Genomic DNA, 13,624 nt, shown 5'->3' with positions numbered 1-13,624 from the left:
ATTAGAACAACTCCCTGGCATGGTGTGCGGTGGCAATTGCCCGTAAAACGGCGCGTGCTTTATTGCGGGTTTCATCGGCTTCCGCCTGTGGGATGGAGTCCAGCACCACACCGGCACCCGCTTGTACGGTGGCGATCCCGTCTTCGACATAAGCTGAGCGAATAACAATGCAGGTATCCAAATCGCCGTGGGCGGTAAAATAGCCCACTGCGCCACCATAACTCCCCCGACGCGACCTCTCACTGCCCGCGATTAATTGCATCGCCCGAACCTTTGGCGCGCCACTTAACGTCCCCATGTTCATGCAGGCTTGATAAGCATGCAGCACATCGAGATCAGCACGCAAAGTGCCCACAACTCGAGAAACCAAATGCATAACAAAGGAATAGCGGTCGACTTTGGTTAAATCCGCCACATAACGGCTGCCAGGTTCACAGATGCGCGCCAAGTCATTGCGGGCTAAATCCACCAGCATCAAATGCTCAGCGAGTTCTTTATGGTCAGTACGCATTTCCAGTTCAATACGGCTGTCTAAATCGCGGTCCAACTCGCCATTGGCACGGCGACCACGGGGGCGAGTGCCGGCAATCGGGTAAATCTCAATCTGGCGATTAATCGCATCATATTTCAGCGCACTTTCAGGCGATGCGCCAAACAGGGAAAATTCGTTATCTTGCATGAAGAACATATACGGGCTGGGATTGCTGTCTTTCAGCGTTTGATACGCGGCCAGCGGTGAAGGGCAAGGCAGTGAAAAACGGCGAGAAGGCACCACTTGGAAAATCTCACCTTCACGAATGGCCTGCTGCAATTCACTGACGACGGCACCATACTCTTCATCTGATTGGTTACACTGTAACGTCATTTCCGGCACTGGCTTGGCAGGAATCGGCTGTGGTGTTTGTTGCAGTTGGTGAGCAAGTTGCTCTAAACGCGCGGATAAGCGCTGGTGCTCACTACTTTCTGGGGTGAACAGGCTAGCTTGTAATCGGGTTGAACGATGTTGATGATCTAACACCAATAATGTTTCGGCCAAATAGAAGCAGAAATCCGGGCAGCGCTGATCTTGGCGCAATGGCGGTAAGTTTTCAAAACCGGCGACCAAATCGTAGGCAAATAAGCCACCAAGGAACATTGCTTCCCGCTCAGCTTCGGGGGCGTCGACCAGTTTCAATAGCAAACGTAAAGCATCAAAAACTGAGAGCGCTTGTAAGCGGGAGTCTTCATCCTGCACATCATTAATGATGGGAAAAGTTAATTCCCGACCATTAGGGCGTACTTGAATCTCAACCTCGGCGGGTAATGCGCCATCCAACAGCGGCAATAAAGAAGCGCCATTGCGTGTCAGTGCTTCAATCGTCACTTTCTGCCCCAGGGCAGTAATGCGCAATGCGCTATCGATAATGAGCAGGCTTTTCAGGTTCTGTTTGCTGGTCACTTCTGCTGACTCAAGCAGCAATGTTGCAGGCCGTGCGCCGCAGAGCTGGTGGAACAGCGCGGTTGGGTCATCACGGTAACACCCCGTGGTGGTCAATAACTGTAAAGTAGGGCGCGAAGTTTGCATCATTTATCTTTCCTGAAAAAAGTATTACGCCGAAATCTGTCCATTAAAAAGCCCGCTATTAGCGGGCTGAAGCAATCTGCACTGTCTGATGACTGATATGCGTGATTACACCGCCCGAGAGAGGGAGATGTGCCACCAACGCAGTAAGGAAATCAGGGATGTTTTCATTATCAGTCACTCTCTATGATTGCTTTCATTGTGTTGCTCAATGTTCCTGAGCAGCATCTTGGTATCTCGTGAACTTGTGTACTAGTTAACTGGTTCGCGAGGTGAATGTCAACCCCCCAGTGATTGTTTTTTAACAGACTCTTTCTGTATTGGCATTTGCCTTAATGGGCACAGAGCTAAACAAGATTGATTAACGTTAATGCCACATTAGCGAGTATAATCACCAGCCACGCTTTTTCCGGATTTTTGTTTTGGCTAATAAGACTGCTTTGATAAATAAACTCGTTTTGTCTGACAACGCCACACTGCCTGATGCGGCTGATTCAACCGCTGTCGCCGCATCAACGGCCTTTACGCTCTATGATTTGCATAGCCATACCACCGCATCTGATGGCTCATTGTCACCCTCGGCACTGGTGATAAGGGCGGCGCAAATGCGCGTCGGGGTATTGGCCATTACCGATCACGATACAACCGCGGGGCTGGCAGAAGCCGCCGCGACCATCAAAGCACAGCAACTGCCAATACAGCTTATTTCCGGTGTTGAGATTTCCACATTATGGGAAAATCATGAGATCCACATAGTGGGATTAGGGATGGATATCCAGCATGCCAGCATCTGTCAGTTGTTAAGCGAACAGTCACAGCGCCGTTATATTCGGGCGCAGGAAATAAGCGCCCGGCTGGCAAAAGCGCGCATTCCTGATGCTTGGGAAGGCGCAAATCGTTTGGCTGAGGGCGGCCAGGTGACTCGCGGCCATTTTGCCCGCTATTTGGTGGAGTTAGGGCTAGCCAGTCATGTCGGGCAGGTTTTTAAAAAATATTTGGCCAAAGGCAAGACCGGTTATGTTCCCGCGCAATGGTGTACAATAGAACAAGCTATTGATGCAATTAAGCAATCTGGTGGGCAAGCGGTGCTGGCGCATCCTGCGCGTTATGATTTAACGGCGAAATGGCTAAAACGTTTATTAGCGCATTTCGCTGAGCATGGCGGTGATGCCATGGAAGTGGCTCAGTGCCAGCAGGCACCCCACGAACGGGCACTACTTGCTCAGTATGCGCGTGACTATAATTTACTTGCATCCCAGGGGTCTGATTTCCATCAACCTTGTTCCTGGATTGAGTTGGGCCGCAAATTGTGGCTGCCCGCTGGGGTGGAACCGGTATGGCGTGATTGGCCAATAGAGAGTCAGTCCAGCTAACTCATACATTTAATGATTAGGTAGAGTCATGAGTCAATTTTTCTATATTCACCCAGAAAATCCCCAGCCACGGTTAATCAACCAAAGTGTGGATGTTTTACGTAAGGGAGGGGTGGTGGTGTATCCGACAGATTCGGGTTATGCCCTTGGCTGCCGCTTAGAAGATAAAGCGGCAATGGAACGTATTTGTCGTATTCGCCAGTTGGATGGCAATCATAACTTCACATTGGTCTGCCGTGATTTGTCCGAGCTATCAACTTATGCTTATGTCGATAACTCGGCGTTTCGACTGATCAAAAACAATACCCCCGGCAACTACACTTTTATCCTGAAAGCGACAAAAGAAGTGCCTCGGCGTTTGATGAATGACAAACGCAAAACTATTGGCTTGCGTGTGCCCTCAAATCCTATTGCGCTAGCGTTGCTGGATGTATTAGGTGAGCCGCTGATGTCGACCACATTGATGTTGCCGGGCAATGATTTTGCTGAGTCGGATCCTGAAGAAATCAAAGATAATTTGGGTAAACAAGTGGATTTAATTATTCACGGTGGCTCATTGGGCCAGCAACCGACCACAGTGATTGACCTGACAGATTCTTCCCCAGAAGTTATCCGCGAAGGTGCCGGTGACGCCACCCCATTCCGCTAAGTGGCATCTGGTTGATATAGTCATTGTGAATGTCATACGCGTGTTGGATACGGCAGTCAGCTTGCTTTGAAGAGTGAGTATCCAACACGCCTGCTCAATCCCTCTTCACGCCATTAAATATCCCAACTGATAACCTCTCATTTTAGCGCCCTGCGCTGGTCGTAAAAGACGTGTCGTTGTTCAAATGCATTTTAGTTGCTTAATGAGTCACGCTTTTAGCAAGACTTTATGCATAAATGAACCTAAATTGTGCAGGTAATAGCGATTAAGGCTATTTTTTCTTTATTTTTATTTATGTATCCAATTTATAGTTTTATAAAAATAATCATACAGTTCAATTTCTTATCCAACCCATCTGAGACTGCTGTTTCCGTCTGATTTCTGTCTAATAAAAACTATTGTTCAATATAGATAAGATTTTTTTGTTAAAACTAATTTCTCATTGATAATTAACTTTATATTTTTTTGCTTATTTATTGGTTTTTTTTGAATGGTTCTTTTTAAGACAGATCCAATGCAAATTTAATTGTAAATATATTTACACTACTATTATTTTTATTTGACGATCTTTTATTCTGATGTTTAAACCATTTATCGGCATAATAATCCTTTAAAGATTAAATTTCACCCATTACATAGAATAATATGTCGTATTTATCATGTTTATGATCATATATGCCAATAAACTTGATTTTTATGCGTGTCTGAGTGATTTTAGTTAAGAAGACTGACTGCAATGAAATCGCAAATGCTAAATAGAAGTCTTTTGCTAAGAATTCAAATGAGGGAATCTTGATTGGAAAGAGAATTGTTTTATTTTTCTTGACCGATGAATACTCAAAATTAGTTACTTCTTAAAATAAAAACAAGACTGATCTACATAAGATTTTTATATTCTTATGAGATTGTTCTTATCTTGTTTTAGAATTTAATTTATTGATATATAGGTTTTAATTATTATTTCTTCACTATTTGTAGGATTGTTCCTACGAATGTGGTTTTTCTCTCCTATATATCTGTGTAACCCGGTACGTTTATTATCAGTGTCAATGATGCAATATCAGAGTTAAGGCATTTACCAGTGGAAATTCGCCAGCTTAATTACTTTTTGGTTAAGTAAGAATGTTGCTCGTTAATTATAACCCATAATATATTGAGAAAATTGAGAGTTTTATGAATCGAGTATTTAAAGTCATTTGGAATAGTGCCTTAGGTCGCTACGATGTTGCATCTGAGTTTTCTAAGTCAGGAAAAAAGACTAAGTCATTTTGCTCAGGAACAGTCGATACAGCCTTAGGTTTAACGGCACCATCGCGCTTGAGCCAGATTGCTATCACCTTGATGTTCACATTGGGGGCGAGCTCTGCCTTTGCCGCCAATATTAATGTTCCGGTATTTACACCTGAAGTTCCGTTTGAACAGACTTTCACTGGCTCAGGTAATACCTTGTCCGGCAGCTTTACTAACATTGCCCGCGGTGATTCCGGCTTTAAAAATAGTAAGCTGGGGGATATTCCTGCTGATAAATTCTTGTATGGTGCTGAGAATCTGATCAGTAAAAATATTTTCAATTTAGGTGACATGGTTACTGAAACCTTCCTTGACCCTAAAGGAACGGGCGCATTAATTACTATTAATGTGTATAGCAGCACGGCGATGTCAATTAAACCGCTGGCCGATTTTTCGGTGCCAGTTTCTTATGCCGTCGGTGAGAATGGCCAGTATGTGAATCGTAACTTATTCCAAGTGCAGGATAGCAGTGACCTAACCGTGAATGTTGGCAGCACTGCTGCTGGCTGGGTTAATGAAAGCACCAACTACTTTAGCGCTATTCTTAAAGGCGGCTTGAAAAGTCAACCTGAGACGACAACCTCTTCAGGATTCTATGTTGACTCTACAACTTCTGCCCAGAATACAGTGTTAAATTATAATGCTAAAACAGTGGTCAATCTGGGTAATAACAGTAATAACATTCGTGATAGCAGCACGTCAGTAGCTAATGCGGTACTGGATGACTTTACCGGTGCATTCACTAGCCCATATTTAGGTGCCCAGAATGTTCAAAATTTTGCTGATTTCCAGAGATATAATAATGAATTGATCGCCGGTATTAAAAGTGGCGCGATTGTTCTGGACAGTAAAGCCTACCAGGCTGAGTTGGCACGAGCCTATTTCACTAACGGTTCCAATACATCACCCAAAGTTACCCCAATCTATCTTGATATGGGTATTGATGCTAATGATGCCGTAAATCATATTATTGATTCTACCCGTGTTGCCTTTATTCATGGTGATGGTCAGCATGCTGTTGTGAATATTGGTGCTGATGCCAATATTCAGGCGTTCAATACTGATATTTCTGTGGTGCGCTTGAATGATGGCGCAACATTAAATAACGCTGGGACCTTAGGTTCAGCCGCAGGTACTGTTCGTGGCACCAATATTATTTTCGCCACCAACAGTACGGTTATCAATGAAACAACTGGGGTTCTGGACGCAGGGACTAACCCTGAGATGCTGGATTTTAAACCCGTACCGAGTGCCACTTTGCCACTGGATGTCGCCAGCGGCAGCCATACTGCCATTTTGGCCAATGGGGCCTCTTCAGTCACCAATAATGGTGTAATTAACACGGCTTCACGTGGAACCAGTGTTTATACCCGCGCAGCTATCATTGACGGCACCTCAACCTTCGTCAATAACGGCGCTATTAACATTGCTGCAACTGTGGATAAATCACCAGCAGCAGGGTATCTGAATGAAGGGGTGAGTGTTCAGAAGGGCGCTACTTTTGACAATAATGGCACGGTCTATATTGGCCGCCAAGCCCAGCGTTCGCTAACTGATGTGGTTACCGATCTGGCCATCAAAACAGAGTCTTATGCGGTTAAATTAGTTCAAGACACCGTCAATTTGAGCAATATCGCCACTTTTATCAATAATGCGAGCGGTAAAATTATTATTGGCAGCAAAACTGAAAACTCCACTGCGATTATTGCACAAGGGGTCAGAACCGCTGTTAATCAAAACGGTACCATTGAGTTGAATGGTGCCGGGGCAACGCCAGGGCAAAACGCCGCGCAGAATGTGGGTATTTCTTCCAGTTCGAATGCCACTAATGTCTTCAATAACGGCGATATTATTATCAATGGTATTAATACCGTTGGGATGAAAGTGCTGACTAACAGTGCCGCGACGAATGCGGGCAACATTTATGTCAATAAAGGACTTGATGCTGCGACTAATCTGGCCAACTACGGTATTCAGGCGGTAGGGGCGGGGGCAGTCGCTAATCTTTCCGGTCGGGTTAATCTTACTGGCGACGGTGCTATCGGGGTGGTTGCGGAAGATAAAGGTACCATTAATGTCAGCGGTAGTGGTCAGGTTGAGTTCGTCTCTGGCACCAAACAAGTCGGATACCTGATTTACGGTGCAGGGGCGAGTGTGAATAAGACCACGGTGGGCGCTGAAACCGTTTCAACCGAAGGTTCTACTTTATATCGCGTTGATAAAGGGGCGTCTTTCGCAGGGACCACGGCTTCAACCATGAATGCCACCGGTAAGAACTCCTCTCTTATTCAAGTGACTGGCGCGGGCAGCAGCTTTAGCTCTGGCGCGTTAGATATGGTTCTCTCTGGTGAAGGTGCTACGGGGGTGAAAGTTGAAGGTGGAGCCACCGGCACCATAACAGCCGATGCCAGTTTGGAATTGAGCGGTGTCGGGGCTACTGCCGGTATCGTTGACGGTAATTACTACGGCCTTGATGGTGTTGCAACCGGTGTTACGGGCAACTCCGTTTTGACCAGTTCAGCGGTATTGACCACCGGTAACACCGCTTCTGGTGCTTATGGCTATATCGCCCGTAATGGCGGCGAGCTTATTCATAAAGGTTCCATTGACTTTACCCAAGCTGGCAGCACCGGTGTGTTGGTCAATGGCGGGATCTTGACCAACGAAAATAATATCTCTGTGAATGGCACTGCGGTGAATATTCAGGGCGCTAATTCGACAGTCAATAACTCGGGGACTGTCACTGCAACTGATGGTACGGCCGCTTATCTGCTGGGCGCTGGAGCCAGTTTGACCCTGTCCGGCAACGGTGAAACCAAAGCGGGCGGCACGGCCCATGGCGTGTTGCTCGATACCGGCGCTACTGCGCTGACGGTCAATGACGCGGCTATTACTATGACTGCCGGTGGCAGCGGAAATGCCATTGAAAACAAAGCAGAAATCTCAGGTATTCAGTTAAGCAATACCATACTGACAGTCGGCAATGGCGCAGGTGTGCGTACCGGTGCGTCCATGGCGGCGACCAACTCGGGCGTGATTAACGTCAATGGCAGCGGCACCGGTATTCTGTTTGCCAACAGCGGCGACACCATTACTGATAACACGCTGGACATGTCCAACTCTGCGAATCTGGTCATTAATGTGAATTCTGCTGCGGGCAAAGGGATCGTCACTAACTCCCGTCAGGATCTGAAAACCGGCGCTAGCGTCAATGTGAATGATGTTGCAGGCGGCGCTGCCCTGATTGTTAAAGGCACCACCGGCCGTGTTGAGCAGTCCGGTATATTGATATCAAAATCATTGACCAGCCCGGTGGTTGATATCAATAACGGTTATGTCACCAGCTTCGTCAACAGCGGTACCATTCAAGCCAACAGCGCCGCACAACAAGCGGTATTGACTAATACCGGAAACGGCGTGGCATTTACTAATGCCACCGGCGGTGAAATTGTTGGCCACGTCGATCTGTTGGCGGGCAACAACACTGTGACCCTGATGCAAGGGAGTAAAGGCACTGACTTCACCACCGGCAGCGGCGATGATGCCTTCATTCTGAAAGGGCTGACATTAGCCGATACCGGCGTGTTCAGTTCACTTAACGGCGGTACCGGCAGTGACGCCCTGACATTTGATAACTCGGTGTATGCGCTGAGCGATGCAGATGCTATCCAGAATATGGATTACATCAACCTTATCAATAACTCCACACTGACACTGGACAATGTCCTGTTGGCGCTGGGCAACGCGAAAGACGACAATGCCAACACCGGCTTTAATTTGGGTGACGGCAGCCTGTTGCAGGTTAAAAACCTGAATGCAGTGAATTTTAACAGCAAACTCAATGGCCTTGGCACTGTTGCGGTCAATACGACGGGTAACGCGTTTAACTTTACGGCTAACGCGGCACAGAATGCTTTTAACGGTGTACTGGCGTTAGGTCATGCGACCTTTGAATTGGCGGCGGATAACACCGCAGCATTAGTCAATGCCACCTTGAAACTGGGCGCGGACAGCATCACTACAGTCGGTGACGGCGTACAAACCATCGGTGGATTAATCTTTGACGGCGGGACTGCAAAATTTGACACCGGAACCCCGGGTGAGACGGTGGCGAAAAGTACCATTCATACCACCCAAGAGATGAATCTGCTGGGTACCGGGACTGTGCAAGTGAATATCGGCAGCATTGATAATACTAAGACTCAAGTCAATAGCAGCTTGCCCATTTTGCAACAAGACGACACCAACACCCAGTTACAACTGGCGGTCAGTGATGTGGTCGTACAAGGTGATGGCGGCAATCTGGTACTGAAAGACCAAAATGGCAATATTATTACTGATGCCACCACGGCAGATATTGCACAGAACGGCAGCACGGTGGCCAAAGGCACTTACGACTATCGCCTGACGAATGGCATCAATGATGACGGCTTGTATGTGGGTTACGGTCTGACTCAGGTTGAGTTGCTGGGCAGCGGCGCGGATGCGCTGGCACTGCATGCGGTCAATCAAACCGGTTCGGCGGCGGATTTGAGTGCCAAAGTGACCGGCAGCGGTGATTTGGCGATTGATACCGGCGCGGGACATACCGTGACGCTGTCCAATCTGGACAATGATTACACCGGTTCTACCGACGTCCGTAGCGGCACCTTAAAGATGCTGAATGATAATGTGCTGGGGCAGACCTCGCTGTTATCACTGGCGGCGAATACCGCCGTTGACATGAATGGTCACAGCCAGACTGTGGGCGAGCTAAATAGCACGGCAAATTCATTATTAGACCTCAAGGGCGGCAACCTGACCCTGAGTCAGGGCGGTGTTTCTGATGGAGAACTGACGGGCAGCGGTGCGCTGACAATTGCTGCTGATGTATTGACCGTGAATGGCGCGAATACTGGCCTGAGCGCCGTGACTACCATTGCCAGCGGGGCGCAAGCCTTACTGAACAATGCGGCGGGTTTGGGGAATGGCAATATTGTCAACGCCGGTCTGTTGACCCTGACAGGGGCTGCCGGCCAACTGGCAAATGCTATCAGTGATGCAGGGAATGTGGTGTTGCAGGATAACAGCGACATCACGGCCAGCGGTAATAACAGCCTGTTTAGCGGCCTATTTGACATCAACAATGGTAGCCAGTTGACGGTGTCCCTGGCAGAGAATCTGGGCAGCGCTGCGGTCACTAACAATGGTTCGCTAATCCTGAATTCCGCGTCTAATTGGGCGCTGGCAAACAGTGTTACCGGCACCGGCAGTCTGACCAAAAATGGCGCAGGCACTGTATCGTTAACACCATCAGCGGCCTATACCGGTCAAACCGACATTAATGCGGGTGGGATTATATTGGGCAGCAGTGCAGACCCAATGACGCTGGCTAGCCAGCAGGTGAATATTGCCAGCGGTGCCTTTATGGGCGGCTTTGGTGGCGTAGCCGGGGCGATTGATAACAACGGAACACTGTTTGTCGGCAACCCTGTGGCACCGGTGACTTCAGTGCTGAGCCGTTTGGCACCTGCCAGCAACGTGTTTACCGTCGGGACGGATTTAACCAACAGCGGCACAGTCTTTATTGGCAATAAAACCAGCAATGGCACTGGCACCACCGGCAATCAATTAGTGGTGAATGGCAACTATATTGGTAACAACGGTTTACTGCATTTCAACACCGCGCTGGGGGATGACAACTCCGCCACGGACAGCATGATAGTCAACGGCAACACCAGCGGCACCACCAATGTGAGTGTGGACAATGCGGGTGGTCTGGGGGCTAAAACGCTGAATGGTATTGAACTGATTCAGGTCAACGGCCAGTCAGACGGTGATTTCAAAAGTGGCCGTATTGTGGCGGGGGCGTATGACTATTCTCTGGTTCGTGGTGTAGGGCAAAATGCCACTAACTGGTATCTGACCAGCTTGAGTAATTTGCCGGTTGACCCAGAGAATCCGGTTGATCCAGAAAATCCGGTCAATCCAGGTGAAGAAACCAAACGTCCTGAAGCGGGAAGTTACACGGCTAACCTCGCGGCAGCTAACACCATGTTTGTCACCCGTCTGCACGATCGTTTAGGGGAAACTCAATATATCGACGCACTGACCGGCGAGCAGAAAGTGACCAGCATGTGGTTGCGAAATGAAGGCGGACATAACCGCTCACGTGATACCAGCGGGCAGTTGAAGACCCAAAGTAACCGCTATGTCATGCAACTGGGCGGCGATATCGCGCAGTGGAGCAATAATGACCTGAATCGCCTACATTTAGGGGTTATGGCCGGTTACGGTAACAGCAAGAGCAATACGCGCTCGACATCCGGTTACCAGTCAGACGGTTCTGTTGATGGCTACACCGCCGGTGTGTACAGCACCTGGTATGCCAACGATGAAGACAAATCCGGATTGTATGTTGACGGTTGGGCGCAATATAGCTGGTTCAACAACACCGTGAAGGGCGAAGGTCTGGCGACGGAAGAGTACAAATCGAAAGGGATAACCGCTTCGGTCGAGAGTGGCTACACCTTCAAAATCGGTGAAAATAAAGCGAAGAACGAAAGCTACTTTATCCAGCCCAAAGCGCAGATAACCTGGATGGGAGTGAAGGCAGACGAGCACCGTGAAGCCAATGGCACTCAGGTGAGCGGTCAGGGCGACGGCAATATTCAGACCCGTCTGGGTGTGCGTTCTTATATGAAAGGTCACCACGAAAGTGATAATGGCAAGGATCGCGAGTTCCAGCCGTTTGTGGAAGCGAACTGGATCCACAATACCAAAGACTTCGGCACCAATATGAACGCGGTGGATGTAAAGCAGGCCGGCGCGAAAAATATCGGAGAGTTGAAACTGGGTGTTGAGGGGCAATTGAACAAGCAACTGAATGTCTGGGGCAATGTTGGCCAACAATTGGGCGACAAAGGCTACAGTGACACCGCCGTCATGTTAGGGGTGAAATACAACTTCTAATCGTCATAACGTTTCATTAATAACGGTGCTTCGGCACCGTTATTAATGTACGACACATTAAATAGAATCCCATTCTGAATAAATTAAAACCACAGATAAGGAAAGATATAACGTCATGAGAGTTATTGTAATTAGTGATTGTGGCTTAACTAAATTATCCTTCGAGATCATTATCAAGGGAATAAAACTTGTTGTAGATAAAGGAAGAAATATCGATGTTGAGTTATATTACTCAGTCGATAATCAAAATGTATACAATCAATCAAATACACGAGATATTATTATTCTGGATGTTGATAGTATTCCTCCAATTAAAATTTTTAACACTATTAGTCAGGTAAGGGAATCAAACCCACTGGCATTTATTATGGTGTTTTGTCGTAAAGATGAACAAACTGAAGATTTTATTTATTTGTCCATCATATCTGATGGGATATTATGTAAAACAGCGTCTATTGATAGAATTGAAGGTTTGATCATTAAGTTATTATCATCACGTAAGATACCAAAGGAATTTAATCAGTCAGATTTAACCCGCAAGATAAAACGACAATTAACAAAAAGAGAAAATGAAGTGCTAGAATATATATTGCTCGGATTAACGAATGGGGATATTTCAAAGGCGCTTAATATGAAGAATAAAACAGCCAGTGCGCACCGGAGAAATATATACAGCAAGTTAGGGGTTAAAGCCATTAATGAAACCCTTAAAAACCTGCTGATTTTGAAATGAATCATGTTGATTCTTGTGGGGCGATATTTCCCAGCAGGATAAACATCCCTGATAACCAAGATAATTCTCAATTCCCACTTTTCTCATATATCCATTCTTGAAAAACCCCCTCATTATATCTTGTTGTCAACTTGCTGATGAAATGTTTTATTTGTGACGGAAAAAAATAATTAACCTTTCATTTTTTTGCACTGCGTCAATTTATCTAAATAAATTTAGGTTTTTTTGCTTTAAATTTCATTAGGTTGATCAACTGATTTATACAAATAATTTGAAATATAAAACCATTAATTCATAGAAATACGATCTATCCCGCCATTTCAACAACTTCGCATAGCATATTCAACTGGCATGACTAGTTATATCAGTGTTTAGATCTGACATATCGCAATTTGACAGCATAAAAGATCGCGATGTACAGTGTCCCTGCTACAAACGGTGGATTGCATTCTATTGAACAAATACCTCGGGTATCGCTATGCAAAAACGGCATGAATGATATCAGTATTAGGGGTCGCATATCCAATAGAAGGTTGAGTACTTATAAAGGATTAATGAGGGCATTTTATGAAAGCAGTGGCGATAGCAATATTGGTGGCAAGTGCGGTATTGGGAGGGTGCAGCACAAAAGCAAAGGTTGATTCCGAGCAACAAACCGCAGCCATTATTAAAAAAAGCACCAATGATCAGTGTGTCAATAATTTCTCTATGGTGAAAAAGCTGAATGAGAATGAATTCGGCGTATTTAGAGGGCAGTTCGATAAAATTAATGATATGTATGCATTCTTAGAACAAAATAGAAACATTTTAGATAATGACCCTAAGCAGCTTATCTCTCTTGAATTAGATTCAAAACTTAAAATGGTGTGTGCCAGAGTTAGAAATACTGCGTTTAATGAAGTCCAAAACAAAGTGAATTATCTCTCACGGATCTAATCAGCGATTGACTAGAGTGCCGTGGGTTCACTGTATAAAAATATGATAACAACGCCATGTGATAATACTTGTGGCTTGTATTTTATATTATATTTCTCATTTTCCGTGAAAACGAAAAGTGTATGATAATA

Annotated in this window: 7 protein-coding genes and 1 other annotated feature; of the genes, 5 read left to right on the top strand and 2 right to left on the bottom strand. The window is 46.3% G+C overall.

Annotation, left to right across the window (positions count from 1 at the left end; genetic code table 11):
* Position 1: 1 nt before the first annotated feature.
* Positions 2–1,564: an anthranilate synthase component 1 gene (locus tag F0T03_RS11125; RefSeq protein ID WP_159680829.1), complete on the bottom strand. Its 1,563-nt coding sequence runs from the start codon at positions 1,562–1,564 to the stop codon at positions 2–4.
* A gap of 42 nt (positions 1,565–1,606) precedes the next feature.
* Positions 1,607–1,708: a sequence feature (Trp leader region), on the bottom strand.
* Positions 1,670–1,732 carry a trp operon leader peptide gene (gene trpL / locus F0T03_RS11120; protein WP_061512357.1) on the bottom strand — a complete coding sequence of 21 codons (63 nt, stop codon included), beginning with the start codon at positions 1,730–1,732 and terminating at the stop codon, positions 1,670–1,672. It overlaps the preceding feature by 39 nt.
* A 251-nt stretch (positions 1,733–1,983) precedes the next feature.
* Here trpL and rnm point away from each other — a divergent pair, with 251 nt between their 5' ends.
* The 5 genes from rnm to F0T03_RS11095 all read left to right on the top strand — a co-directional run bounded on the left by rnm (position 1,984) and on the right by F0T03_RS11095 (position 13,493).
* Positions 1,984–2,934 carry an RNase RNM gene (rnm, locus tag F0T03_RS11115; protein ID WP_162526938.1) on the top strand — a complete coding sequence of 317 codons (951 nt, stop codon included), beginning with the start codon at positions 1,984–1,986 and terminating at the stop codon, positions 2,932–2,934.
* Positions 2,935–2,962: 28 nt separating this feature from the next.
* The gene (locus F0T03_RS11110; RefSeq protein WP_145556337.1) at positions 2,963–3,583 is read left to right on the top strand and encodes an L-threonylcarbamoyladenylate synthase; all 621 of its coding nucleotides are present in this window, start codon (positions 2,963–2,965) and stop codon (positions 3,581–3,583) included.
* 1,173 nt (positions 3,584–4,756) lie between these two features.
* A complete protein-coding gene (locus F0T03_RS11105) occupies positions 4,757–11,824 on the top strand; it encodes an autotransporter outer membrane beta-barrel domain-containing protein (RefSeq protein WP_159678377.1) in 7,068 nt (2,355 codons plus the stop codon).
* Positions 11,825–11,939: 115 nt separating this feature from the next.
* Entirely contained in the window at positions 11,940–12,557 is a 618-nt protein-coding gene (locus F0T03_RS11100; RefSeq protein WP_159678375.1) for a helix-turn-helix transcriptional regulator, read from the top strand.
* A 567-nt stretch (positions 12,558–13,124) separates the two neighbouring features.
* Entirely contained in the window at positions 13,125–13,493 is a 369-nt protein-coding gene (locus F0T03_RS11095) for a hypothetical protein (protein ID WP_145555481.1), read from the top strand.
* The last annotated feature ends 131 nt before the right edge of the window (positions 13,494–13,624 follow it).

It is taken from the genome of Yersinia canariae (assembly GCF_009831415.1).
Taxonomy (GTDB): Bacteria; Pseudomonadota; Gammaproteobacteria; order Enterobacterales; family Enterobacteriaceae; genus Yersinia; species Yersinia canariae.
This window is presented reverse-complemented; position numbering and strand designations above follow the sequence as displayed.

Coding starts and splice junctions, on each gene's coding strand:
- F0T03_RS11125 (WP_159680829.1), bottom strand. CDS start 1,564: ATGCAAACTTCGCGCCCTACTTTACAGTTATTGACCACCACGGGGTGT.
- F0T03_RS11110 (WP_145556337.1), top strand. CDS start 2,963: ATGAGTCAATTTTTCTATATTCACCCAGAAAATCCCCAGCCACGGTTA.
- F0T03_RS11105 (WP_159678377.1), top strand. CDS start 4,757: ATGAATCGAGTATTTAAAGTCATTTGGAATAGTGCCTTAGGTCGCTAC.
- F0T03_RS11100 (WP_159678375.1), top strand. CDS start 11,940: ATGAGAGTTATTGTAATTAGTGATTGTGGCTTAACTAAATTATCCTTC.
- F0T03_RS11095 (WP_145555481.1), top strand. CDS start 13,125: ATGAAAGCAGTGGCGATAGCAATATTGGTGGCAAGTGCGGTATTGGGA.